This window comes from Burkholderia aenigmatica, from assembly GCF_902499175.1.
GTDB lineage: Bacteria > Pseudomonadota > Gammaproteobacteria > Burkholderiales > Burkholderiaceae > Burkholderia > Burkholderia aenigmatica.
Genome location: NZ_CABVQC010000076.1, coordinates 1 through 24,723 on the forward strand (window position 1 = coordinate 1; position 24,723 = coordinate 24,723).

At 58.3% G+C, this 24,723-nt stretch carries 20 protein-coding genes and 1 pseudogene; 5 read left to right on the forward strand and 16 right to left on the reverse strand.

Annotated features, from left to right (window positions below):
- Positions 1-36: 36 nt before the first annotated feature.
- Positions 37-849: a hypothetical protein gene (locus BDO18943_RS35835; RefSeq protein ID WP_137962670.1), complete on the reverse strand. Its 813-nt coding sequence runs from the start codon at positions 847-849 to the stop codon at positions 37-39.
- The gene (locus BDO18943_RS35840) at positions 800-2,284 is read right to left on the reverse strand and encodes a phage integrase N-terminal domain-containing protein (RefSeq protein ID WP_089454643.1); all 1,485 of its coding nucleotides are present in this window, start codon (positions 2,282-2,284) and stop codon (positions 800-802) included. The genes BDO18943_RS35835 and BDO18943_RS35840 overlap by 50 nt, the downstream gene beginning before the upstream one ends.
- Positions 2,285-3,805: 1,521 nt before the next feature.
- Here BDO18943_RS35840 and BDO18943_RS35845 point away from each other — a divergent pair.
- The 5 genes and pseudogenes from BDO18943_RS35845 to BDO18943_RS35865 all read left to right on the forward strand — a co-directional run.
- A complete protein-coding gene (locus BDO18943_RS35845; protein WP_025648000.1) occupies positions 3,806-4,861 on the forward strand; it encodes a PRTRC system protein D in 1,056 nt (351 codons plus the stop codon).
- Positions 4,862-4,872: 11 nt separating this feature from the next.
- Positions 4,873-5,298, forward strand: a complete 426-nt coding sequence (locus BDO18943_RS35850; protein WP_137962669.1) for a hypothetical protein — start codon at positions 4,873-4,875, stop codon at positions 5,296-5,298.
- Positions 5,299-5,368: 70 nt separating this feature from the next.
- The gene (locus BDO18943_RS35855; protein WP_089454645.1) at positions 5,369-5,782 is read left to right on the forward strand and encodes a hypothetical protein; all 414 of its coding nucleotides are present in this window, start codon (positions 5,369-5,371) and stop codon (positions 5,780-5,782) included.
- Positions 5,782-6,207: a lytic transglycosylase domain-containing protein gene (locus tag BDO18943_RS35860; RefSeq protein ID WP_025648003.1), complete on the forward strand. Its 426-nt coding sequence runs from the start codon at positions 5,782-5,784 to the stop codon at positions 6,205-6,207. Before BDO18943_RS35855 ends, BDO18943_RS35860 begins: the two co-directional genes overlap by 1 nt.
- Before the next feature lie 475 nt (positions 6,208-6,682).
- A pseudogene (locus tag BDO18943_RS35865) lies at positions 6,683-7,529 on the forward strand (IS5 family transposase); the annotation flags it as partial.
- Positions 7,530-7,852: 323 nt separating this feature from the next.
- Here BDO18943_RS35865 and BDO18943_RS35870 read toward each other — a convergent pair.
- From BDO18943_RS35870 to BDO18943_RS35935, 14 genes are all read right to left on the reverse strand, one after another.
- Positions 7,853-9,523 (reverse strand): hypothetical protein, encoded by a 1,671-nt coding sequence (locus tag BDO18943_RS35870; protein ID WP_137962668.1) that lies wholly within the window; start codon positions 9,521-9,523, stop codon positions 7,853-7,855.
- Positions 9,524-9,746: 223 nt separating this feature from the next.
- The gene (locus BDO18943_RS35875; protein ID WP_025648006.1) at positions 9,747-10,322 is read right to left on the reverse strand and encodes a type 4 pilus major pilin; all 576 of its coding nucleotides are present in this window, start codon (positions 10,320-10,322) and stop codon (positions 9,747-9,749) included.
- A 216-nt stretch (positions 10,323-10,538) separates the two neighbouring features.
- Positions 10,539-11,690, reverse strand: coding sequence for a hypothetical protein (locus BDO18943_RS35880; RefSeq protein WP_025496700.1), 1,152 nt, complete (start codon positions 11,688-11,690; stop codon positions 10,539-10,541).
- 26 nt (positions 11,691-11,716) lie between these two features.
- Positions 11,717-13,570 (reverse strand): ATPase, T2SS/T4P/T4SS family, encoded by a 1,854-nt coding sequence (locus tag BDO18943_RS35885; RefSeq protein ID WP_235996274.1) that lies wholly within the window; start codon positions 13,568-13,570, stop codon positions 11,717-11,719.
- Between the two features lie 65 nt (positions 13,571-13,635).
- Positions 13,636-14,217 (reverse strand): hypothetical protein, encoded by a 582-nt coding sequence (locus BDO18943_RS35890; RefSeq protein ID WP_025496698.1) that lies wholly within the window; start codon positions 14,215-14,217, stop codon positions 13,636-13,638.
- A 4-nt stretch (positions 14,218-14,221) separates the two neighbouring features.
- Positions 14,222-15,523, reverse strand: a complete 1,302-nt coding sequence (locus BDO18943_RS35895) for a hypothetical protein (protein ID WP_025496616.1) — start codon at positions 15,521-15,523, stop codon at positions 14,222-14,224.
- Positions 15,520-17,109 (reverse strand): type II secretion system protein GspD, encoded by a 1,590-nt coding sequence (locus BDO18943_RS35900; protein ID WP_235996275.1) that lies wholly within the window; start codon positions 17,107-17,109, stop codon positions 15,520-15,522. Before BDO18943_RS35900 ends, BDO18943_RS35895 begins: the two co-directional genes overlap by 4 nt.
- A 484-nt stretch (positions 17,110-17,593) precedes the next feature.
- Positions 17,594-18,073, reverse strand: coding sequence for a TcpQ domain-containing protein (locus BDO18943_RS35905; RefSeq protein WP_025496618.1), 480 nt, complete (start codon positions 18,071-18,073; stop codon positions 17,594-17,596).
- Positions 18,070-19,581 carry a TrbG/VirB9 family P-type conjugative transfer protein gene (locus BDO18943_RS35910; RefSeq protein ID WP_049813612.1) on the reverse strand — a complete coding sequence of 504 codons (1,512 nt, stop codon included), beginning with the start codon at positions 19,579-19,581 and terminating at the stop codon, positions 18,070-18,072. The genes BDO18943_RS35905 and BDO18943_RS35910 overlap by 4 nt, the downstream gene beginning before the upstream one ends.
- A gap of 4 nt (positions 19,582-19,585) precedes the next feature.
- Positions 19,586-20,914, reverse strand: a complete 1,329-nt coding sequence (locus tag BDO18943_RS35915) for a TrbI/VirB10 family protein (RefSeq protein ID WP_089454647.1) — start codon at positions 20,912-20,914, stop codon at positions 19,586-19,588.
- Positions 20,911-21,678: a TrbG/VirB9 family P-type conjugative transfer protein gene (locus BDO18943_RS35920; protein WP_025496637.1), complete on the reverse strand. Its 768-nt coding sequence runs from the start codon at positions 21,676-21,678 to the stop codon at positions 20,911-20,913. The genes BDO18943_RS35915 and BDO18943_RS35920 overlap by 4 nt, the downstream gene beginning before the upstream one ends.
- Positions 21,678-22,376 (reverse strand): type IV secretion system protein, encoded by a 699-nt coding sequence (locus tag BDO18943_RS35925; protein WP_025496638.1) that lies wholly within the window; start codon positions 22,374-22,376, stop codon positions 21,678-21,680. The genes BDO18943_RS35920 and BDO18943_RS35925 overlap by 1 nt, the downstream gene beginning before the upstream one ends.
- A 205-nt stretch (positions 22,377-22,581) precedes the next feature.
- Positions 22,582-24,525, reverse strand: coding sequence for an AAA family ATPase (locus tag BDO18943_RS35930; protein WP_025496639.1), 1,944 nt, complete (start codon positions 24,523-24,525; stop codon positions 22,582-22,584).
- On the reverse strand, positions 24,525-24,671 hold the full coding sequence (locus tag BDO18943_RS35935) for a hypothetical protein (protein ID WP_171030073.1): 147 nt from the start codon (positions 24,669-24,671) through the stop codon (positions 24,525-24,527). Before BDO18943_RS35935 ends, BDO18943_RS35930 begins: the two co-directional genes overlap by 1 nt.
- Positions 24,672-24,723 lie beyond the last annotated feature (52 nt).

A 24,723-nucleotide genomic window follows, 5' to 3' on the forward strand; every position in this document is an offset into this window, starting at 1 on the left:
CCACCACCATCTACGAAACTTGAATTCAGGAAAGATTCAAGTTTCTATCGGGGCGACAACTATTTTGCCGCGGGGGGGAATGGCTGGTACAGGATCGGGAGAGGCGAGCACGTCTGCCACATGGGAAGGCCAGGTGCCTTCGGTCAGCGGATGGAGGAAGGCAACGTCGCGGATCGTCACGAGCCCGAGCAGCCACGCGAGCATTTCGCCTGGCCGGCGCGTGGCGATCCAAACGCTCCGGTCAGAATCCGTGACACCCACGGTCAGCCCGGATTCGAGATCGATCCCGAACGAGACACCGACCATCGCGCCGAGCCAGAGCACCCGGGCGGAAACAGAAGACCGGAGAGAGCGATTCGCAGCCACGATCCCGCGCGGCGCTTCCGCGGAGACGTAGCCCGCCCTGCCGGCACCGGTGCCGAACACTTCGATACGTCCGATCTGGAACCCGTCGCACCACGCCATGAGCGTTCCCCACGCACCCGGGAGATCCACACCGAATTCGTCGCGGAACTCCCGAGCCGTTGCGCCCATTTGGCGATCGCTGACCGGAACCGGCATCGCCGCGGTGCCATAGACGCCGCTGGTCGCTCCAGTCAGGATTTCAGCCAGAAAATCGAGCAGCGAGCCATTGCGCACCAGACGATAGTCAACGCCATCCGCGACGAGCTTGGCCTTCACCTCGCCTGCTTCCTGACCGAGCATCCAACGAACCGGATCCTCGGCCGAGCGGCAAACCCAGTTCCGGCCGTCACGCGCCCATTCGGAGGCAACCTCGCGCACGTGCTCCCCGACACCATCACGACTCAAGAGCAGCATCGATGCCCCCATCTTCCAGTCCGAAATCATCGGCGTTGTGGATCGTTCCGCCGTTCGTGCCATCTATTACCTGAAGCATGTTGTTCAGGTAGGCCGCGCTCGCCTCATCCCCTTCCTCGGACATGATCCGGACGTACACAGGCGTCGAAAGCAGCGCCTCGAGATCGGCCCGCAGCGCATACGTGGGCTGGCCGGCCTCCCCGAATGTCATGAACTCGTACGGAACGGCCGCGTCCTGCGGGCGACGCTTACCCATCGCACGAGCACCGACCATGTAGAGGCTGACGAAGCCGTGACGCTCGAGCGCCTCGCGGATCGCATCAAGGTGCGGCTGAAGCGCATCCAGCTCCGCGATCGCGCGGTTCTTCTGGATTTCGCCCATGTTGACGACGCTGCCGCAGTAGGCGCTGATGATCGACACGCGGGAGTGGCCGAGAAGCTGCGCCACCAGTTGAGCCGCAACGCGCGTTTCGCCGCGCAACGGGCTATTACCACCCCGGATCGCGCTCTGCACACCCGACAGGTGCTCGAACTCGTTATTCGCGACCTCGTGGCGCAGGCCGTGGAGCGTGACGCCCAGATCGGCCTTGGTCAGCCCGAATTTCTTGGCGATGTACGAGAGGCGGCGGGCGTTGGTCTTGAGCGATTCACCCGGCCAGCCCAGAAAGCCGTCACGGTCCTGCACTACGGCTTGAAGCTGGCGGAGTACGTCGAGCTTTTCCGGCGTGTCGAGAGGAAGCACACGATACCGGCCTCCCTTCGTGCCTTTCTTGATGGGAAGGCCCGAACCGCTCGCGGCAATTGCGGCCTTCAGTTCCTCACGCGACACCTTCACATCGGTGAACGCGACGATGTTCGTTGTGCCGCCCACTACTACGGTCGCATATGGACGGATACAGACCATCTCCAGGCGGCGCAGCCCCCACGTCCGGCCAGCGAGCAGCATCAGCCCGGCGCGCTCGTCGGCCTGCCGAATCTGGGCCAGCTTTTCGTCGATGTTCACGCCGTTTCCAGACCAGCTTTTATCCGTCTGCGCAGAGAGGGCGCGTGTGGCCCGCTTTGGGTCTTTCACGTACTGCGCGGTCGGGCCGATAAGGTCCGGCTTACCGATCCAGTTGCAGAAGATACGGAAGGTCGTGATCCGGTTCTGTATGGTCGACGCGGCCTTGCGCTCATCGACCCACTTATCCACAAGCGCCTGCATGTGCTTCTGCCGGAAGCTGGTGATCGTGTCGAACCGGTATCCAAGAATTCGCAGCTCTTGAAATCCCTGATAGAGGATATGGCCACGGGCTTCGAGCGTCTTGTCCGATGCGCGCCGGTCGCCACGAACCGTCCGCAGGTTCTCCTGTTGCTTGAGAAGGTCGGACAGTTGCTTCTTCCAGTTCCCGTGAGGAATAGAAGCCTGAGCACCCGCCCTCGGCGCATCCGCTGCTTTACCGTCCGTATCGAAGAAGTCCGTCATTCCTGCACTCCTGATTCCTGCTTGCCCTGGTGTGCTCTGACGGTAGGCGCGTGAGCACGTCGATTGTTCAACCGGTCTCATTCCCGCAGGAATCGGCGCATAGGCGTTCCAATCCCTCCGGGCTTGAGGCCGGGGCTTTGCTTCTGTTCCTACGGGGTGCTTCTTGTCGCCTTCCGGAGCGACGGGGGGATGGCAGTGCCTGTACGTTAGAAACTTCTGGAACTGCACAACCGATCCCTCGGCCGTACAGATGCGCTTTCGCGCCATCCCCGCTTGTGTCCTGAGCGGGGAGCCTTTGTCGCGTTTTTAAGAGGTGCGACATCCTCCTGACTCTCGGTTAGCGCCCCAAGCGCTTCCCGAACGAATCTGGTTCCTCCCATTCCTTCCCTTGCAGCCTCCGAACCCGTGATGAGGTTCGAGCAAGTTGCCAGATACCCGGCTCGCCCCCGATACGCCTCGACGGGCGCTCGAAAACGAGTAGGTCGACTTCCATGCGTTTCGCACGAAGCCGCGTCCAGCGGAATGAAAGTCATCGGAATGACTAGAAGCGCATGCGCTTCGCGCCAGTGGATTACGCCTGTGTAGGTCAGGCGTCTGGCGGGCTGCTCCAGGAGGAGCAATCACACATTTTGGGTCGGTGGTGTGTACCGATTCCGTATTGCGAGAACTTCACACCGTATGATTCCTGACGGAATGTAAGCGGCGAGAGCTTTTGTTGAGCCAGTGGCTTCCAGTGCTGACGTTGACGCTGATCGCACGCTCGATGCGTGACGCTTGCCGGACCAACCCGGCGCAATTCGCGCAGGAGGTCTTCGTGCGATCTCAAGTCGTTGTCGAGATGAAAGGTTCTAGCGGGGCGATGCCCGGCGGCGCTGATTTGCGAGCCGTGTGAATCCGCGAGGGATCCACGAGTTGCGGTTTGCCCGAGCGATCCTCATCGGATTTCGGGCGAGGCTGATGCCTCGACTGTCCTGCTTTTGGACGCGTTGCGCGTCCGGTCCCGACGCTGCCTACGGGCTGGCGTCGGTGGCTAGATACGGCCCAGCTGCCGATCAACGCACCGTGCGGTGCGGTCGATGGTTCGCAGATTAGATAGGTCCACGCTTCTTGTCAAGAATCTAAATCGCTTCACTACACCGTTACCTTTTACACAAATTCCCGAAAACCCCGGTGCTCATGTGTCTCACGCCACATGGCAGGACACTCTCTTTACAATACCTTTTGCAAGCCCGACGAAGTACGATAGGGCGGTTCACCGATCTCGTCGATCATCACGCCAACGTCGCCGGCAAAAGTCTGCAAATTGGCCACAATTGGCCGGTAAGTGGCCAATTTCTGGCCCAGCCCGGCGCCGTTTCAAGCTCTCCTCTGTCTTTCAATCCACGCAACGGGCCGGATATTGGCCGGATATGGGCCATGTATCGCCAACCCGTGGCCGATAACTGGCCGATTTCTGGTCGAACTTCTTGCCACGAAGCTTATTAGCCAATATGCTTTGCGTACTTCTTGTGGAGAACCTATATGAGCAAGGCAACCCCGCCCATCGTTCGTGCCATCGACGTCGGCTACGGCAACACCAAGTACACCACCTCCCAGCGCAACATCGACAGCGACGCCCAGGTCGGTCTGTTCCCTTCCCTCGCCCCGCGAGCCACTCAATCCGATTTCACCGGCGGCCTGATGAGCAAGGCTGATCGGATCGTCGTCGCGGTCGACGGCGAGAGCTATGCTGTTGGCGCGGATGCCCTCGCGGAATCGAAGGGCATCTATAAGCGGGAGGTCGCTGCTGCCTACTCGACGACCCGCATCTATCGAGCACTATTCCTCGGCGCTCTTCAGAAGATGCGCCTGCAGGCAGTCGACTACATGGTCGTGGGCCTCCCGCTGACGACTTACGATCGCTACGCCGATGAACTCAAGGGCCTCCTGACCGGTCTTCACGAAGTCCCGAATCCCGTCAAGCCCGAACAGATCCTCAAGGTCGACGTGCGCCGCGTGAAGGTCTTCCCGCAGCCGAGCGGCGCCTTCTATAACTACGCGGTCCCCCGCAAGCTTCTGGAGTCGATGCAATATCAGACGAACCTGGTCATCGACGCCGGCTACGGCACGCTCGACTGGTTCGTCACCGAGGGTGCCCGCCCGCTGACCGGCCGATGCAGCGCGACGCCGAAATCGGTGTGGGCCGTCATCAGCGCCGTAGCCGAACACATTGCTCCGGATCTCACGCAGAACCCGCGGACGATGCAACGGATCGACAACGCTCTTCGAGTCAACGCACCGCTGAATATCAATGGCAAGCAGGTGGACATCACGCCGATGCGCCCGCTCGTAACGCAGATCGTTGAGGACGCGATCAGCGAAATGCTGCTGTCGATCGGAAACATTTCCGACATCGACAACATCCTGATCACCGGTGGCGGCGCGCATCTTTTCGCGGACTATGTGAAGAAGGAGCTTGGCAAGTCGCACAGCCAGATCCACACCGATTCCGATCCGGTCTATAGCAACGTCCGCGGATTCCAATACGCCGGCGAATTCTGGGCGGCGCGCGACGCGAGCAGCCGAGCTGCAGCCTGAGGAACTCGACCATGGCACGCCCTCCTTCCGCCATGCGACTTCGGATCACGGTGCCCGCGCATCACGCCGTTCTCCGCCATATGGAACGCCTCGCCCTCGAGGAAGGCTCGGATGCAAATGTCGAGCTTCTCCGTTTGGCCGAGCTCGGCGCTCATCTTGAGGACCTGCACGGGCCGATCAAGTCGGTCGCAGATATCGTCAAGCTGGTTCATTCGCGAAACGTCGTCACGACGGCGCCGATGCCGGCGGATCAAACGCCCGCTGCTTCCACTGAGCGACAGAGCGCGCCGCAAAGCGTTGATGCGCGGAAAACCGCTGTACCTGTGTCGGCTGCACCGCAACCCGATCCGCCCTCGGCCGTCCCCTCCCCATCCGAACCGACTGGGGGGCTTATGGTGGACGAATCCCAGGCCGCGCTCGCGTGGCTACCCGACTAACACAACGGGGCTAGAAACAGAAACGCACCTCGGTACATTGACTCCTGTAAGGCCAATCAAGGAGAAAACCATGAGCGTGACCAACCAATACATGTGCGAATACGCGCAACTCGATCGCCGGAGCGTCCCGGCCCAACTGCGCGGCAACGGTGACGGCCGGGCCGATCTGTACGACCTGTTCCTGCGTATGGAGGGCGTGAAAAACGGACTGGTCGAGCAAAACGGTGATGTGGTCGACACCTACTCGGCCGCGATGTCCGGCACGAACCTGTCGCCGGCGCTCGCGTGGCTGCTGGTTCGCCTCAACCGCCTGCTGGTCACGCTCGACAGCCTCAACGCAAAGCTGTCCAAGGTTGCCTCGAAGTACGACATCGATCCGTCGGACTCCGACAACTCGCGCGGCCGCGGTATCCGATCCAACACCCTCTCGAGGAGCTCGCTTTGCACACAAGCCTTCGCATCCGCCGTCGGCTTACGGGGCTAATGACCGCGGTGGCTCTCGTGCTGCTGACCGCAGTACAACCCGCCCTGGCAGATTGCTTTGATGACGCCGGTACTTATCAATCGGTGAACCCGAACGTTCTTCGGGCAATCGCGTGGTACGAGTCCAAGGGCGACCCCACAGCCGTGCACCGCAACTCCAACGGCTCAATTGACGTGGGTGAATTGCAGATCAACTCAATTCACTTCCCGGAGCTCGAGGCGTATGGAGTAAGCCCGTCGTCCTTGAGGGACCAGTGCGTCAACATCTATGTTGCCGCTTGGCATCTCAAGCAGAAAATGGTCAAGTACGGCAATACGTGGGACGCCATCGGCTCTTATCACTCAGAGACCCCACGACAGCGTGACCAATATGCCCGCGCGATCCAAGGAATTCTGGCGTCGTGGGGACTAGTTTCCCTTCGCTGAACGCGCAGTTTCTTCACAGTTCTGTCCCAAACCCTCGCCAGCTTGTCGCACCTACAAGGCAACTCACTCATATCCGTGTGGCAAGGCCGCTGGCGATCCTCCCTGGGCAGTCCAGACATGCGCGAGGCGGGACAGCCCCTTTGGGCGCTTCACCGACCGAGAACTGGCTACTGGCTCCCAGAGCGATCGCCCACCGCCGCCCATGCAATGGCCTAGCTTAACGGTGAGCCAGGGCTACTACCGCTGATTACAGCGACGCTGACCGCTGAAAACGCCATTCAAAATTTTGGGTTCAAGACGGGATGTGCCCTCGACCGCCAAGCATCCAACACTTCATTGTCTAAAACCCCCTTCTCCATCCGCGCGGCGTTGTTGCATAAATTGGGCACGCCAGCGGCCGGCTGACGTTTACGCACAACAGCCGGTCTGCCCCCCCTGCTAACGAATCGGATTCCTGGGTACAGTCTCGAGTTTTGGTAATGTCACAATGCGGATCGATGAAGCCACCCTTGCGGACATACTGGAGGCCGAGCCGACGCGCGTCCGTCCGCGTCTGTACAGCGACACGCTGATCCTGTCGCTGCGGAGCATCAAGACCGTGTTCCGCTGCCGCTGCTCGCGCTGCAGGGCTTCGCGCAAAGCCTGCACGAGCTGGCTTTTGCCACCTTGCCCGTGCCGAACTACACGACACTGACCCGCCGCGCACAAACGCTTGAGGTCCAACTGCCGATCGTTGGCGACGGCGAGCCGATCCATCTGGTGGTCGACAGCACCGGCGTGAAGGTCTACGGCGAGGGCGAATGGAAGGTGCACTAGCATGGCAATTCGAAGCGTCGCACGTGGGGGAAGATGGATCACGGGCTCGACGCGAATACCAGTCAGGTGCGTGCCGCGCTGATGACGCATCAGGACGTCGCAGACGGTGCCGTCCTGGCCGAACTGCTCGACCGAATCCCGGTCGACGAGCTGCTCGAAGCCATCGGCGGTGACGGGGCCTATGACCCCAAGGCATGCCAAGCCGCGATCGCCGCACGCGTCGCAACGCCAACGCGCGAAGTCGCCGCTCATTGCCCCACAAACACGTCGGGCGCAGCGTGGCGCAATGACGCGGCCGACGCGATCGTGCGCCTCGGTCGTCGTGAATCGAAAAAGTGCAGCGGTTACTATCGGCGCTCGTTCGCGGAGAACGCTATCGATCGCTTCAAGACGCTCGCTGGTAACTGCCTGTGGGCGCGACACACGGACTCGCAGGCAAACGAGGTGCCATCCGCGTGGGCGTGCTGAACCGCGTGGCGGATCTCGCACGTCCTCAATCCCTTCGCGGCAGGAATAGCGGCATTACCACGCCATCACGCTCGACTTATGCAACAACGCCCATCCGCGCCGCGACCGTTTGGTGGCAGATGTGACCATGGACAGCAATTTGGCTTGAAAGCTTCGCTCCGACTGCTGACAACCTTCCTTTGGTCGATGTCGAATTTCAAACGACGCACGAGCGAAGAAACAACTTGCGTTGCGAGAGGTTAGCCGGTGCGATTTGGATAATCAAAGATTCCGCGTTTCAACGGATCTCTTGTTTTTGTGGGAAGGTGGTCAGGATAGACCGTTGGCCGCTTTGCCCCGGGGGTTCCCCGGGGCAAAGTGATTACTGGGTGTAGCTTGCGATGTGCCAGGTAAGCGAATTACTACCGTTGATTTGCACCATCTGAATCGATGCCGAATTCGAAACAACTGGAATCGAAACAGGAAACCACCATTGAGAACCACTTCCGCCGTCGTTCCAGCCGTAATCGCCAGCATAAAAGTAATTCTGGATATTCCCCGCTGTATCACGAACGATGAACTGAGCTACACCCGCGTTGCTGCCCGTCCAAGTAACGGCTACCCATCCATCGACGCGCTTCGTGTTTGCTGGTATCCCAAACCAACCACCGTTCCCAATATCCATCGAAACGTAGTTGCTTGTACCTGAGGAACCAACCTGCTGCCACACCCCGGATTTACACGACAACAAGTCTCCGTTTGGATCGGTCGTAATCCCGGTACCGGAACAGCCCCAACCTGACCACGCTGTTGCTGCCATCGACAGCGAGCTATTGACCACGCCGCCGCCGTTGAGGTACGTATAACCTTGGTTGACCGTCGGGCCATACATCCACGTCGTACCATTCACCTGAAGATTACCGCTGCCGCCACCACCACCGACGATCGTCGTTCCACCGGACCAGGGTTGCAGGTAAAGATTCTCGCCAACGTTGATGTGCATTCGACCCGGGTTCGTGATCTGTGCGCCGCTGGTAGCCAACGTCATATTCCCGTTGGTAACGACGCCGCCGTTTGACCACAACGTTCCGTTTGCATTGACGTTGCTGTCCGCAGTAACACTACCCTGCCAAGCGTAAATATTTTGTGCTTGGAGATCGGCAGCTCGCGACCAATCGGTACTGCGCGTGTACACGGTTCCGCTGCTCTGGAGGACGATGTTATTAGCGTCCCCGTACAGCGCCTGTTTTGCCAACCCGATAGTGCCCGAACCGGCTCCCCCTTCATTAACACCAACGTGCTGCGTATAGACTGAAGCAGCATTGTTGATGTTATTGCCGTTCGCGTTCATCGGACCCGTCAGCTTGCGTGATCCGTTAAGCATGTAAAACTGGCTCAATATCGCATCAGTTGCCGAATAGGAACCGACGCGCATTGCCAAAGTACCAACCTGAACACCTGCCATCGGTGTCTGCCAGCCGTTGCCCGTCCCGACCAACTGACCAGCCTGCCCCGGGGGCGTCATACCGGCATCTGCCCCAGCGGCTTGCATGGCAATCCCGGCCAGATCGTTTCGTACAGCCCCGGTGGCGTCCTTGTAAGGGGTCGATGAATACACATACCCGGCCAGCGTACAGGTCCCCCCGGGACAGACTTGGGTAACGTTAGAGGTGAACACTTGGCCATTCGGCGCCTTCGATCCGAAGCCCTGCGGCAAATAGCCGAGATTGATCAGCTCCGGGATAGTCGGGGCATAGGGACTGGCCACACCGGCAACACCTTGGTTGGCCATAATGGCTTGACCATTTGTGCTGTAGTAACCGTTGAGCCCCCCCTGGTATTCGACAGCCCATTGCCCAGTTGCCTTCGCAAGCGACTCATCGATGGCTTCGGACGTCTGCGCCATCTGCCCAGTCAGAGCGATCGTCGCAACCGTAAGAGCGAGCGCGGTGTCGATGAGCATCGAACCGCGTTGGCCGAGTTTCCTCCGACGCAGCGACATACCATGACGTCCCCTCGTCGCCGCAGGACTGTCGAAGTTGTTGAAACTCATTATCTTGTCCATGGAAGCCCCTTGACAAAGACCGCCCTCGATCAAGCGGGCGTCGGCGATCGCCGAGTAATTTCCCAACAGGAAGTATAGCCTACGATGCTAGAGGACCGATCACATTTCCATCCCGCACAAGCGTGGAAGATCCGAATGCCGAAAGTCGTAGACTTCTCATAGAAAAAGGCGCCCAGAGGGCGCCCTTCCATACCCCCGCGAGCCGGACCGATCAGCTCATCAGGAAGGTAAGGGTGTTCGCATCCCCGGTGCACGTCATGTTCGCCGGGTTGAATGACACCGTCGGCGATTTGATGACCGTCGCATTGATGGTGATCTTCGCGGCACCACGTTGAATCGCAGACAAGATCGGCTGACACGACGAATCCGGCAGGTTCGTGACCTTGTACTGAACCGAATCCCCTGCAACGTTCAGAGTTCCTGAGGTTACGGTCAGCTGACCACCACCGGGCGCCGTGGTCACGACGCCGGCGTTATCCGACATCGAGACCAGGTTCTTGAAGAAGCCACCCGTGTCCAGGTTACCGTTCGTCACGTTCGCATACTGCCCGGAATATGAGGATTTGACCTTACCCGCAAGCGACGTCAGGTCTTGGCCAAGCTGGTTGGTTTGCTCGCCGACACTGTTCGAATTGAAGTACGCGTACAGGCCGACAACTGCGATGAGCGCGACGAGCAGGTAAAGGCCGTACTCGATCAGCACGCTCCCGCGTTGCGCCTTGCCTCTCCGACAATCCTTCCACGCCTTCCGGTCATAGACCGAAGTGTTCGCATCGCCCTGTGCCATGTTGATTTCCCGATTTTCCACGATTCTCATGCTCCTCTAAAAGTATCCCTTCACCCTCTCTTGCCCGGACTGCACTACCAAATTGGCGCCCATCCACGCAAGGCACGCGCCCCAAAACGGACGTTGACCCGATTACAACACCCAGCCAAACAAGCAGAAACGTCGAAACGACCGCTATCCAAGGGATCTTTCATGCCCAACGAAACCGCAAGCCCGTTAGCCGCGCATCATCATATTGAGCTGAATGATCGCCTTGAATTCGTCTGCCATCTTGAACGTGCCGAAGTACATACCCAGCATCATCACGATGACGACCACGACGACGATGTACCGGACGATGGTTGCCTTCTTTTCCATCTCCGCCGGCGCGGCCTTTCTGACGATATCTCCGACCTTCGAAAGCATTGTGGACATGTCGCTATATTCCGCGATATCGACGATCCGGTAATAAGCCCGGTCGTTAACAATTCCCGTGTTAAACGCCTCGCCCTTTGAATTAGGCTCGTGCTCAAAATTATTCAGAATTCTCTTGATGTGCCATTTAAGCCATGGATAAGCTTCGGCCTCCATCTTTTCCAGCACATCCGGCACCGTCTGGACCTGCGTACCGACCCTGACAGTCCCAGCGCCCAGCGACGAAAGGAACGCCGCTCCGCGGAAGTCGCGATAAAACTGATACGGAAGGAAGTGCCGATCGAGCCACGGCCGGAAACGACCGACATAGTTCGGAAATGACCACTTCACCCATCCGAAGATGAACACCTCCAGCAGGATCAGCGCCCAACCCCACCCGCGAACAACTTCGCCTAGCCCATAAAACACCTTTCCAACCGGGCCCCAGTGTTCCGGCGGAATCATCCCCCCGATAGACTTGAGCGTGCGCGGCATCAACACAAAACCCTCAACCCCGAGGAAAATGTGGAAGATCACGACAGCGGCTACCGCAGTGAACAACACGGTACGCGCAACCTTCTTCGATTCTTCCATGCCGCGGATGCTCTCTGACAACTGCTCGAGGCCGACCTTGAGATCCCCCGCACGCTCGGAAAAGGTCAGCACGGTCAAGTCCTCCGACGGGACCGTTCCGACGAGCGCTTCCGAGAATGTCGCGACATCCTCGTCCATCCGTTGCAACCAGTACGCCGCAAGCTTTCCTTCCGGCATAGAGCCGTAACGCTCCACGTACGGCTCAAGGAGTTCACGGATGTTTTTGCCGGGTTGTGCCGCCATTAGCCCGGCAAGGTCTGAGTAAAACTCCCCCCGCCGTTGCTTGAACTCATAGATGGCGAGAAAGAGCCCTCGCCCTGCCGTAGGGTTGTCGCCACCTCTCGATCGCCCGAACGACAACCGCTCCAATATCGAATTCATATATAAAAGGCCTCAAAAGTGACGGACTAGTGGGGTTTCACTGCGGTCCCGAATCGCTCGCCCCCCGTTGCAAACTTGCCGAGCCCGAATCGTCGCTGCTCGTTCTCGTACTGCTCAAAGGTGCCAAACTTCTCCTCGATCTCGTACGGTGATACTTGGCCTCGGGAGCACCGATACATCGCGACTTCCATCGCCGACTTCCCGCTTGAGTCCTCCTCCGAAAATTTCGCAGCACGAAGTTGGTTCACGTACTTGATAAGATCGATGTTCTTGTGATCTCGAATCATTTCGAGCATATACGTGTCCAACTCCAGCATCTCAGCAACGACCTTGCGTCCGGCAATACCGTTCAACTCGGCCAACCCAGGCTTGCTGCACTTCGGGCAACCAGTCTTGTTGGTCAGGTAGATGCCGTCGACGTCAAGATCGAAAAGACGCTCGATTCTGTTCAGATACGACGCCTCAGCATGTCGCCGGGCCGGAAAGTCTCGACAGCAGTCACAGTTGATCGGCACCAGTGCTTGATAGACGAGCAAGTTCATAAATCCAGGCGTTGCCATCACCTCTCGAGGAATTCCGAGCTCGCTCGAGCAAAAGCGATCGATACTGCCCACGTGAGACGGTGCGTGAACAGTCGTGAAACCCAAATGACCGGACTCCACGATGTCTCTGAACATCGATGCGCTGTCCAGATCTCGACACTCACCGATAAGCACCGCGCTCGGGTCCATCCGCTTCAGCTGCCGTTTCCATGCAATGAACGAGTCTTCCTGAGTGTCAGTAAGAGACCGCGACACGTTGAACTGGCGCACACCGGGGATCAAATACTCGACCGGATCCTCTACGGTGTACTTCGCCATCGTGTCCGGAAGGTTCGCCATGTTGGTTTGCATCGTGGTGGATTTTCCCGATCCCACAATCCCGGCCACCGAGATGCCCCCCTTATGCCTACTGATCGCGTTGCGCCACATCCAGACTTGCTGCTCGAAGTAACCCAGTTGTTCGAGCGTTTTAATGCTCTGCATGTCGTCCTGGTAAAGCATCCGCAGTACAACGACACTTCCCAGTGCGGTGCGTCCCGAAGCCCAACGAAACAGCAAGTCGCGGTCTCTCACCCTCAATTGCAATTGGCACTGCTGAGGAAGATTCTCGTTGTAAGAGTTCTGAGACCCGTTTTGCGACTTGTTGTTGTAAAGATACGCAACCATGTCCAGCAGCGTGTGCGTATCAATCAGGAACTCCGGGGGGTGTACCAGCTTCCCGTGAATGCGGAACGACACCTGCGACTTCGCCAACCGCCGGTTCATGTCGATATGAAGGTCCGACACCTCATTCGCCATCGCGAACTCAGCCATCAGCTCGAACTGACGATAGAGCGTACTCGCATTCTTCTGCTCCAACGACACGCTGAGCGTTTTGCGACGGCGATTCTCCATCACCTTGTCACGTGCAAGGTCAATCAGCACCTGGTCAGACGCAACATAGTAACCCTCCGCCACCAGATCCCACTTCACGGCCAGATGAGCTACTAGCTCATCGACGTAGTCGTCGTTGAGCATCTCTTTCGTGAGGATGATCGCGTACTCGCCGTGCTTCTTGCCACCCTCCGAGTTTGGTGGCGTCACCTCCACCGGGCAAATGTTTTGCCGCATGGAAGGCGGCATCTGTACGAGGTCATCGTCGTACATTTTCCGCGTGAAAAGCGGTAGTGCGTCAACCGTGGCAATGATCTCGACCGCATCACCCATCAATGCCGCCTCGTCTCTCCGCTCCTCCGTACCGTGAGCGTGCAGGTCTCCGGCAATATCCACCACAATGGCACTGGCCGATTTAGAGGAAGGCGGAACCCATCCCCCACCGTTCGCGACGACGTCAATCACCTCATCTCTCGACGTCCCACGTTGCAGAAGGTTCGTATCGGGTTTGTTCAGAAAGCGACTAAGCATTAGCGAACTCCGTTGACTCCGCCGATTCGAGGACCAGGCATCATGGTGGGCATAGACGGCGGCAACGGCGACGTCGCGAAACCCGGACTACCAGTGACTTGGGCTTGTTGCTGGGAAGTCTTGTCATTGCCGTTGTCGAAACCTTCGTCCACCAGCGATTCGAAGTGCTTGATCTTTCCCTTCGGTGATCGCAAATTAGCCCCGTCTGCGTCAATCGCGACGACGGTATAACCTTTAATCTTCTTGCCAACCGTGACTTGGTAGATCACGTCGTTCCACATCAAATACCCCGACAGATTCGGGACAACGCCGAAACGCGCAAACAGTCCATCGCGATGCTTCGGCTTGCCTGCATCAGCGTCAGACGCAGCAGGGATTGGTGCTGGCGGCAGCACCGGAGACTGCTGTTGCGCCGGCGAAAGCGCGGGCGGCGTCGGAGCACTCTTGTCGCTCTCGGTAAGCGACTTTAGTGTCTTCGTTGCCTCCGCTTCGATCAAATCGTTGACCGAAGGACCGGCTGCATGTCCAGCAATCCATGCCAAAGAGAGAATCAAACCCGCAAACACACGCACGACCTTCATATTCCTATCCCCTGATCAGTACTTGGCCCTTAACAGTTGCCTTGAACATCGAGTTGTCAATCGTTGACTGCGGATCGGACTGCACCACAACTGCAATCGACGAGACCAACGCATACGGTGGAAACTTTGCAAGCAGTTCAAAGTCACGAACTGGTCCATCCATGCTCCAAGTTGCGACTTTGTATGTGTTCTGCAGCGCACTTGCGTCGAGTCCGTCTGCACCGAACAATCCGAACGGCGTGATCGTGAACTTCCCCGCCACCTGATATCCCTGAAGCTGAGAACCGAAATCCATCGTCACCGCGTTTTCAGTCGGCCCTTGATCGAGGAATTGACCAATCTTTCCAATAGGTCCGACTGGCGATGTAGCCTGCACGTGTATGACATCCTGATCAAACCTGTAAGCGTGCTTCCACTGCTCAGGCAACGCAGCGACAAACGTCTTATACGTACCTTGTGTCAACGCGCGCTTGTAGTCGATTGCGCAAACCATCACCGCCGACGGCGTGAACGAGCACGATGTGCCTGCCAAACGCCATCCGCCGACATCCCACGGGAGCTCGCGGAACCATTGATACCAAGGAGCAAGGTCCGTCGCTTTGAGACTCGGCATCAAACGCGTTTGCGCGATAACGTCGTCGTAAAGCTTTTGCGGATTGGGTTGCTTGGGGTCGTGGTAATCCCGCCACTTCTTCATAAGCACCGGGGATGCCACTTTTGCGATAAGAAAGCACGCGAGCACAATGCCAACCGCGATCCCTACCTTCCGAACGGGAACCTGGGCCTTGGGGCGATGCATTGCACTGCCTTCGTCCGCGTGCTCGGCCAATACCCCAATCGGCGTCGAATAGATTCCTTCAATACCGCGAACGTCCCCGATCAGATCGAACGGTTCGTTCTTCAGCAGATCCCGATACTCGGCGACCTTTTGCTCCAGGATTTCGCCCGAAATGTCGGCGAGGTCGAATTTGTCACGCGGTTTGCCTTTGTAGATCCCAACCAGGATGAAGGTCCCGGTCTTGTTGGGATTGTTCAACGCCAGCAACACGTTCTTCTTGAGTCCCGGGATCCGCGAGATGACCTTTGCCGCCGCGAACACGGGAACCTTGACCGCGCCAACGTCCTTCTCAGTCAGGTCCGCAGAGGGCAGTAATCCGACTTGCAGAGCTTCATCGTCAGTCCAGATCAGCACCGACTTATGTTCTCGGGCCCGCGCGATCGCCATCGACTCGGGTGTACCACCGCCAACCAGGCGCTTCCACGCGAGTCCAAATGCAACCTTTTTCCCGTTGACGTCAATAATCATGAGTCAGCGTCCTGAACAGCGGCAGACAGAATAATGATGGTGGTCACACGCTCAGAGTCAGCAGTCTTGGAGCCGCCAGCGATCAACGGAACGTTCGGAGCGAGACCGCGTCGATCGAACTGATTCGTCTTTTGCTCGAAGCCCGTCAAAATGAGCGTTCCGCCGTTGCGTACAATCGCGTCGACGGTAGCACCCTCGCCGCTTGTGTTCGGAAGTTGGACGGACTGCTGATTTGATCCCGATCCCGAGGTGAAGGTCTGTAGTGACTGCAACGTCGACTGGTCGATCGACACCGTCAAATTGATCGAGTTATGGGCGGTTACGCTCGGATACAGCATCAGTTTGAATCCGACCTGATCCTGCGATGTCGTGATACCCGGGATCCCGCCAGTTCCACCGGCAGTGGACGTTGCGGGCGTCGTCGCGGATACGTACGAGAACGTCTGCCGCACGTTGTAGTACATGCCATGCCGGTTCTGAATCGACAGCGGGATCTCAGTGGACGTCGATACCCGCCCGATTTCCTGAAGCGCCTGAACGATGGCCTGCGTACCCTTGAACGCGCCACTCGTAATGCTCAGTCCGAACTGCCCCGCGTTGTTGACGCCGTTTTGACCGATGAGCGAAACGGGTGAAATTGAGGACAATTGGAATCCTGGAATGCTTTGCAGGGCCTTCGTCATCACAGCGTTCCAGTCTACCGCTGCCTGACCGGTGTCAGTTGTGTGCACCTGGATCATCTGGAGCCGCACCAGCACCATCTTCGACAGAATTTGCGTCTGGAATTTGATGATATCTTCTGCCTTGTCGACCGCCTCTTTTGTATCCGTGAGTGTGATCGAGCCAATCGCAGGATCCGCCGAGATCGAGCCAGCGCGGGTCATGATCGTCTGGATCGACGCCTTGACCGAATTCACCTCGCTGATGTTTGTCGCTTCACTCTTGATCGGCGAGTCCTGCTGCTGCGACTGCGTATTCAGCGCGTTCGTATTATTCGATTGCTGCGTCGAACCGTTGAACGCCGTCGTATAGGACATCGATCCGGGTTTGATCGGCAGCAACCAAGTCTTCGTGACCATCCGGTAAAAACGGATCACGCCTTTCTGATCGTCGTATTTCCAGTTGATTCCGAGCCGAGTCGCGATGAGGTCGAGGGTGCGCGACAATGCCATCTCGCCCGGTTCGAACTGTACGTCCATCGGCGTATCGATCGAGGCCGAGCCCGAATATCCTTGCAACCCACCCAGGCCCTCCCCCGTCGTGGGAATCGGCGGAAGCACTCCTTTTGCCGCCGTCGGCAGAGGCGCCGCCGGCGCCATGCCCGCTCCCTGTCCAGCCCCGGCGCTCTTGAGGTCCTCACTCGATTGGCCGCGGGGCAGGAGGGCCGACGCCGGCAGATAGACGTCGCTGTCGATCTTCACCGGGATACCAGTCGACAACGTAATCCGTTCCGCGGCCACCGGAAGCGACACGCGCCGGCCAGGGAACATCATGTCCGTATTGACATTCTTCTGCAGTGCGCGCGGAAGCACGACTTCGCGACTCAACGCGACTGCCTTCCCCGCGAGAAATGGCGTATCAATCATCTCGTCTCGCTCACGCACTTGTTCCGAGTTCGCGATTTGATCGAACAGTTTCTGTCGTGATTCCGCTTGGATCCTCGAGCTTTCCTCAGCTGCTCCCTTCGTCTCCCTCTCCAAAGTGGGCGACACACATCCCGAAAGAGTCAGGGCAGCTACAAGCGGCACAAGCACGAGGCATTTCATCTCACGTTTCATCGGTCTACCTTGGTATCGTCGGTCTTGTCGACCAGGGCGTCATTAAGGCCACGTCGGTATCGATGCTCCTGCAAGGGAGTGGCGGTTCGACGCCCGACCTTTACCTTTTTCCTAGCAGAAAGTAAAACACGCACCAGAGGGTTGAACTACGCAGAAACAGCGCCTATTGCGGGCACCTTTCCAGCCCGAATGACGGCGCCACAACTCGGAATATCACTCGAGGCAACCGGTTGACCAGAAACGTGAAAGGGCGCCGTCGGCGCCCTCGTCCTGCGACTTCGACTGCACGCTGCTACCTTTTACACGGCGTCGTCAGAGGTACCACCTGCACCCAGTTATTCGCGTAATAGCAGCCGTGCACGGCAAGGTCGCCACGCTCGGTGGCTTTCAAAGTCGCCCGAACGGCATCAACAAATGACATGTTCCGCCACGTGTACTCGCCAGTGATGTCGATGTCACGATCGACATCCCACTCGGAATTCCAGCCAGCCTCGTGCCCCCAGCGTACGATGAGTTTCCGGAAATTTTCATCGCTCGCTCGAACCGCGAACTCCTGCGTCGATCGAGGAACCGCTGTATCACCGCCGGCCGATACCATAGCGACGGATGAATCATTGGCAACGGTGACAGCAGCTCCGGATGCTGGAGCAACGGCCGCAGCTGCAGCCCCAGGAACGAATGCTTGATTCTTGTGCCCCTGCGCCGCCGCGAACGGCACTACGAGGGCGAGAGCGGCAGCGGCCCCACGCCGCAGTAAAGTCGATTTCTTCATTTCGTCGTAGTCCCGGCAGTGGGTTGAAGCACGACCACGTAGCGGCTGTTCCCCACGTGAGTCAGATCCAGCGTCTTGCCGTCCAGGGTGAGTTCCATCTTCTCCCGTACGGGCATCGTGAATGCGGTCGGATCCGTCCACTTCACGGCAATGTCCGAGTTGTCGACACGATCGACGGCGTACATAGTTTTCGGCGACGTCCGCAGCTTCACCGTCAGGACAGAATTGGCTTCGCTGAGCGTCTCGATCCCGGCCTTCCCATTAATTTTCGCCAGGCCGCCAAGATCCGGCTCCGCGTAGATCAACTTGGCCTCCTTGTCCACCCCGAGATTGCATGCGCCCGCACCCGCCTTACCCAGATCAACAAGCTTGGCGTCGAAATTCGGCTCACGGTCAACCGGCGGAACCGTGATCTTCTTGTCCACGACGCCCACACCCCACGTAAGCTGGTAGTGCTCTTTCTCCGCGAATACCGCCAAGGTTGAGCGAAGCGAGATCCCGCCGGTTCCGCTCGAGTTATCTCCATTGCTGGAATCCCCGTAGCCGGCAAGCGATGCGAGACGTCGAGCCCCTTCCTCGCGAGAGAGCACACCCGCTTGAACATCCGCCTTGATTGCATCCGCCTTGAACGCCGGTGAATCGGGCGACGCGTAGTTCACCGGAACCTGCGCCGGCTTGCTGTAGACGCGAATCTCGGCGTCGAGTCCATCAGCTCCCGAAGTATCAGCAGTCACGTTGATCACACTCGGCGGAACGCCATTTTTTACAAGCCAGTCTCGTACCGCGCCCGCGCGATTCTCTGCCAGCGTTTCCATCATGCTGTCGTCGTCGCGACCCATAATGACGACGCGACTCGCCTTCTTTGCGGCCGACAAAATCTCCGACGATGCAGATCGCTTCGGAACCAAAAGCTTCGAACTGCCGCGCTTGAACTGGACATCGAACTTGTCTTCCGTCGGAAGTTCCGTAGCCCACGAAGCATTGTCCCCAACAACTGGTGTTGCATAGCTATTCGCCTGCATTGCCTGGTGCACGTACACCGGGCGGTTGCGCTGCGTGACGGCGTACAGGCCGTCCATATCGACGTGCGACGCCGGCACCGTCCCAGGCTGATTCACCCGGGACATGTCGACCGCGTGCGGCTTGGGACCGTCGTACTCTGCGACCCCGGTCTCCTGGCCTCGCTGGAATACAAAGCGATTCGCGACGAACGGCACGGTGTAGTAGATGCCTTCCTGGTTCGGCTCGAGCAGTTTGTGATCTCCCGCATCGTCGAGCTGAATTACCGGTGCCGTCTTCCCGACAGGGAACTGAAAATAGGTTTTCGAACCATCATCGAACACCTGACTCGGACGAACGTCAGACCCGCCAGTGGTTCGATACGCGAAGTCGTAGTTCTGATTCGATGCCGCCGGCAGCGGCGCCGTGGCACACGCGGACATGGCCAGCCCCGAAACAACGGCAACGATGAAGCGCAGTTGCGCGAAGGATTTCAAACTGAGTTTCACGATCTCACCTATGGTATGGCGGCAGCACAAGATCTTTCCCGAGGACGATACTCACGGGAGAACCCGGGGGAACGGTAATCGTCGGCGGGATGTTGTTGTAGCGGTTCAGCACCGACTGAGACGTCTGGACCATGATCTGGCCAGCGGCGTTGAGCGGCGAACTGCTACCCGCATAAACGTTGTTATTGCCACTATTCTTCGGCGTCGTCGCATATGCGATCGCGGCAGGGATGATGGCCGTCGCAAAAATCTGCAGGATGTGGTTGTTCACATCGCCAGACAGACCCGTTGCGCCGCCCGAATCCGCCCCTTGCGAACTCGGTGTGTCCACGCAAACACCATCCGGACGGCAGATACGACCCACCGCAACCTCAATCCGCGACTGGCCAAGACGGATATCCCCGTTGTTCCCGCCGCTGATCGACGACCCTGCGGGAATCATGACCTGCGTGCCAGTAACAGAGTCGTAGACATCGCTGACTACGCGCATCTCGATAGGGCCCGAAAGGTCGCTATCCACCATTCGCGTCGTAACCGCTTGAATGAGGGTATTGCTGCGCACGTAATATTTCGCCGGAGGCGCATACGCTGTTTCAGCCGAGTGGTCCGAGAGCTTCGAGTTGTAATCCGTCAGCCATTGCGAGTTCGCTGTTGCGCCCGTCCCGGGGTTGTTGCCACTTTGCATTCCCGGCATGTGCTTCAGAATATTGCTCATGTCCGAAGCACTCGCGAGTTCACTCCGCTGGAGGTCGCTCATCTGAGGCGGAACATAACCCGGCGGCATATTCCCCTGAGCCGATCCCGATTGACCAGCATTCGATTTCACCAAGACAGGCGAGTTTCTGATCATAGACTCGCGGTCCGGATCAGCCACGGCTCGACCGCCCTTCGCCCCATTCGAGGCCATCGTCGGTGGTAACGGGGGCAACGCACCAGCAGGAGGTAGCCCCACCGTTGAGGAAGCGCCGCCGGGGGTTTGCGCTGGCGCCACGCCCATCCGGCCACTATTCGCCGATTGAGCAGCCAGCAGCTCTTGCTGCTTCTTCAGAGCATCTGCCTTCTGCCTGCCTTCCTGAATCTTCTCGAGTTGAACACTCTGTTCCGCGGCTGCCTTGTCCTTGTCAATGGATGACGGATCCGCCGCCGGACCGAGTTCAGTTGCATGAGGAGGAGTCGGATTGAATTCGTGACGATTCACGCTCTTTCCGCCGAACTTGATATAAGCGGCCACCAGGACGACCGCGGCAAGAAGAAGCACGATCTTCCAGTGCATGTTCTTCTTGGGCAAGCCTCCATCGTTGGCTTCCGGATCGATGATCGACTTGTTGGTCATTGAGCGACCTTGTTGTTCGTGATCTCGACTTCTTCCTTGCCGATCTTCAGCAGGAACTTGTGCATGACCTTCGTGACCTTCAGATATTTCCCGTCGACAACTGGATCAAGTGCCGCATAACGGTTATCCGGCGTAACCCAGAAAACTGCCGGCCAATCCTGAATGTTGGCGGGCATCTGGATCCACGTAAACGTGCCGTTGTCGATCACCTGCACGGGTTTGAACGGAGCATTGCCGCTGATGCGGTAGTCGAAGTTCAACTGTTCGACGTCGACGCCGCGCGTCAGCGGGTCGTTTGCGGTCGGTCCCACTCCAGATGCCTTGGGAGCAGCAGTCGTCGCGAGCGGTTGCAACATCGACGTGCCGGGATATCCCCACGTAACCCGTTGGTACCACTTGCCCACGTCCGATTCCGTCGAGCGCAGCATGAGTTGATACGTGCGATGGTCTGTAACAACCGTGCCCGAAGTCACAACATCGTCGTACTTCGGCCGAATGAAGATGTGGCCTGCAACGCCTGTTTCGCAGTCCCAGGAGAACGAATCGCCGAGGGCAACGCCCTTCACAACCTCTCCGGGTTCCAGTTGGATATCCGTCACAGCCTTGGGGCGAGTGAGGATCTGATAGGTGTTGTTCGGATCAAAGTCGAAACGAACGAGTCTGGTGTCACCCGGCAGCGGAGTTGCAATCAACACCGCATGGGCGCTCAGCGGACCCGCGAGGAACAGAATCGCGGCGAGAATTCTCACAATGAACGACATCATTAAAAGTCCTCGACGCGGGCGAAGTGGGTGATGTAGAGGCCAACGGGATTGCTCGCAATATCCTCCTCGCTCTTCGGCGCGGAAATTGCGTAGTGGACCGTAATCCGATATTGCTTCGTATCCGGATCGCCCGTACCGCCACCGGCGACGGTCGTCAAAAAGATGAAGCCGACACCGTTCTCGCCTGGGTCAACGCTCTTGACGTGAACGACACGTGTGTACTGCGCGTTGAGCGCCAATTTGCCGAAGGGGTTGTCGTCCCTCATCATCTGGGCAAACTCGCCGACGGCTGCACCTCGACAAAGCGCCTGCGCGGCCTTTAGATCTTTCTGCGATGTGTACTGGTCGATGGTGAGCGCTTTTTCCGCCCAATGCCTGAGGAAATAGGAGCGCATGTTGCGATTCGGGGTGAATTGCACAGCGGCGACAGCGCCACCGTTGGCAATCGCACCATCGGCCTGCGGCTGCACCATCCACGGAACGATCGTCTTAAGTGGCAAGAGACGATAGAAATCCGCCGCCATGACGACCAAGCCCAAACCCATGACCACGGCGATGATGAACCATCGCGCGGCGTTGGCCTGGCTTGTGCCGATGATTTCGAAGAATTCGCGCTTGGCCTTGTCGTATGCCGTGACCGGCCCGGCATTTCCCGCCATCAGCGCGTCGACTGGTTTTTCTTTCCGATTGAACAGCATGCTCCCCGCTCCGAGATTTCTTAGCAGGAAGTAAAACATGGGGGCTTAGTGGTCAACCATTCTAAAAGAACGCCTAAGAAGGGGTCCTTTCCCCGGGTGGACTACTCGGATGTCCGATGGTGACCGTAACATTCCTCGACTAACGTCAAAAGAAAAGGGCAGGCCCGTGGAAACAGGACCTGCCCCGATCGCGAAAGCACTCAGATCAGTTGCGAGAAATTGTTTCCCGGGCCTCCACAATGTCGTCGACCGTAAGACTAGCTTCCTCGCCATCCAGCATCCTCACGGCACACTGGTTCACAGCTTCCTGGAGGATTGCGTCGACGTTTGCAATCGACTCCCCTTTCAGGGCATCCACCACGCTAGCCACGAAGCTGTTCAACGGCTCGATGCCTCGTTTCTCCAGCCAGCCCGAAACGTATGTCTCGATACCCACTTCATCAGGAAGATCGAAACGTACCTTCTCGGTAAAGCGGCCGCCGCGCATCGCAGCCTCATCGATATCGTCCACGAAGTTCGTGGCTGCGACGAAAACGATATCCGGTGTTTTGCCAGCCGCGCCGTCCATCGAGACCAGGACCTTGTTGGTCAGGGCAGAGACGCTGGACATCTGGCGGTTGCGGAGAATATCGTCGGCCTCATCCAAGAAAACGATCACCGGACGAATGTCTTTGGCCTCGCGAATCAGCTTATCCCACGACGACGGATCAGCCATCAGCGTACTGCCGGTGGTCTGCAAGAACGCCCATCCCGTCGCCTTTGCCAGAGCCCGAGCCGCTTCGGTCTTGCCCGTTCCCGGAGGACCATAGAACACGATACCAGTCGGCGCTTTGCCGCCCATCTCCTCGATCTGGCTGATTTTTGACATACGGGTTGCGATCGCCTTCAGACGCTTGCTCGACGCGACAGATAGGATAATTTCGTCCAGCCCTTTCGTATTCTCAGGGATCTTGCCTGCGCGACCTTGCAGAGCTCGCATCGCAGCCATCAAATCGTCGAAGTCAAAGCTATTCCGATTGGTCTTTCGCTTCACTTCCCGAATTTGCTCACCAACCGACTGAATACGCTTGCTGGAATAGCCGACCCAACGCTTGGCTGCACGTTCCACTGCTGCGTGCGGAATTTCCACATACGGCACATAACGCTTGAGGGAGGCATCGAGAAGTGCGAGACGGGCGGGCTCATCCGGCGTCGGAACTTCGATTTTGAAATCGAATCGTCCTTCGCGCATCCCGGCAGCATCGAGCTTGTCGAGGTAGTTCGTTGCAGCAACCACGACGACACGATGCGCACGGATGTCTACCAGCTCCGTCAGCAGTGCATTCGTGATCTTCCCTTCCTCACCGCCTGCCTCGGCCATCCCAGCCCGGTCGACGAGCAGACTATCGGCTTCGTCGATGAAGAGCATGCACGGAGCGTGTGCCTTCGCGTCCGCAAACGCCTGAACGATGCTTTCCGTCGTCTGGTTCTTCCAACGGCTGGCCACGTCGCTGTTTCGCAGCTTGATCAGTGGAAGCTTGAATTCACCGGCCAAGCACTCCGCAAATTCTGTTTTGCCATTCCCCGGCTCGCCGTGCAGGAGGATACCGTTGCGCGGGTCCTCGCCCTCCGAGCGCTTCGCCAGAATGTCCGACACGGCGCCGCGGAGGCGATCTTTTAGATCCTCCATCCCCACGAGCGAATCAAGCGTCTTTCGCGGAGTTGCAACCGGAAGATGCGGCAGCGGCGTAGAGCTTGTTTCTTGCGGATTGTTCACGACCATGGCGCGCTCCCGACCATCGGCGGCCTCAGGGAACTTCCGGGCCAGCCACGGGTAGACCGAGAGAATCGGCAGGAAACCTGCGAACCCCCAGAACTCCCCGGCCTCCGCATGACCCGACATCAGCGCGATCCAGCTAAACGCAAAGACAGTGATTGCCACGTAAGCGATAGCCCGGAATCGGATAGCCGCAAGCCCGAGGACCACAATGACGACCGATGCGACTCGGCCGTACAGAACCACGTCATGCGCCGATTGGTTCGACGTGAGCAGCTGCCACGTCTCCCAGGCCCATGCAATCGCTGACAGGACCGCGAACGCCAGAAGGGCGATGACCGCCAGGCCGAGAAGTGTATCGAGAGGGTTCGATCGACGATAATGCCCGTTCATCATTCGCCTCCATGCGCCGGCGAACGAGCCGAATCGAAGTGAACTTGGGCGCTGCGTGACGAATGGTCCACGTTCAGGCTGGTGTTGTAGTACCAGCCATACCAGGCAAGCGCAGCAAACAGAATGGTTCGGTAGAGGGTGGTCATGTTTCCGGTCTCCTTACCCCCTAATGTACGTGAAGGCGATCCGGAAACAAGC

What these genes read in the sequence shown, in the direction of transcription:
- BDO18943_RS35870 (WP_137962668.1), bottom strand. Translation starts at nt 9,523, where the DNA reads ATGAGTTTCAACAACTTCGACAGTCCTGCGGCGACGAGGGGACGTCAT.
- BDO18943_RS35935 (WP_171030073.1), bottom strand. Translation starts at nt 24,671, where the DNA reads ATGACCACCCTCTACCGAACCATTCTGTTTGCTGCGCTTGCCTGGTAT.
- BDO18943_RS35850 (WP_137962669.1), top strand. Translation starts at nt 4,873, where the DNA reads ATGGCACGCCCTCCTTCCGCCATGCGACTTCGGATCACGGTGCCCGCG.
- BDO18943_RS35920 (WP_025496637.1), bottom strand. Translation starts at nt 21,678, where the DNA reads ATGATGTCGTTCATTGTGAGAATTCTCGCCGCGATTCTGTTCCTCGCG.
- BDO18943_RS35880 (WP_025496700.1), bottom strand. Translation starts at nt 11,690, where the DNA reads ATGAATTCGATATTGGAGCGGTTGTCGTTCGGGCGATCGAGAGGTGGC.
- BDO18943_RS35925 (WP_025496638.1), bottom strand. Translation starts at nt 22,376, where the DNA reads ATGCTGTTCAATCGGAAAGAAAAACCAGTCGACGCGCTGATGGCGGGA.
- BDO18943_RS35855 (WP_089454645.1), top strand. Translation starts at nt 5,369, where the DNA reads ATGAGCGTGACCAACCAATACATGTGCGAATACGCGCAACTCGATCGC.
- BDO18943_RS35890 (WP_025496698.1), bottom strand. Translation starts at nt 14,217, where the DNA reads ATGAAGGTCGTGCGTGTGTTTGCGGGTTTGATTCTCTCTTTGGCATGG.
- BDO18943_RS35875 (WP_025648006.1), bottom strand. Translation starts at nt 10,322, where the DNA reads ATGGCACAGGGCGATGCGAACACTTCGGTCTATGACCGGAAGGCGTGG.
- BDO18943_RS35835 (WP_137962670.1), bottom strand. Translation starts at nt 849, where the DNA reads ATGATTTCGGACTGGAAGATGGGGGCATCGATGCTGCTCTTGAGTCGT.
- BDO18943_RS35900 (WP_235996275.1), bottom strand. Translation starts at nt 17,109, where the DNA reads ATGATTGATACGCCATTTCTCGCGGGGAAGGCAGTCGCGTTGAGTCGC.
- BDO18943_RS35860 (WP_025648003.1), top strand. Translation starts at nt 5,782, where the DNA reads ATGACCGCGGTGGCTCTCGTGCTGCTGACCGCAGTACAACCCGCCCTG.
- BDO18943_RS35915 (WP_089454647.1), bottom strand. Translation starts at nt 20,914, where the DNA reads ATGACCAACAAGTCGATCATCGATCCGGAAGCCAACGATGGAGGCTTG.
- BDO18943_RS35840 (WP_089454643.1), bottom strand. Translation starts at nt 2,284, where the DNA reads ATGACGGACTTCTTCGATACGGACGGTAAAGCAGCGGATGCGCCGAGG.
- BDO18943_RS35895 (WP_025496616.1), bottom strand. Translation starts at nt 15,523, where the DNA reads ATGATTATTGACGTCAACGGGAAAAAGGTTGCATTTGGACTCGCGTGG.
- BDO18943_RS35930 (WP_025496639.1), bottom strand. Translation starts at nt 24,525, where the DNA reads ATGAACGGGCATTATCGTCGATCGAACCCTCTCGATACACTTCTCGGC.
- BDO18943_RS35845 (WP_025648000.1), top strand. Translation starts at nt 3,806, where the DNA reads ATGAGCAAGGCAACCCCGCCCATCGTTCGTGCCATCGACGTCGGCTAC.
- BDO18943_RS35905 (WP_025496618.1), bottom strand. Translation starts at nt 18,073, where the DNA reads ATGAAGAAATCGACTTTACTGCGGCGTGGGGCCGCTGCCGCTCTCGCC.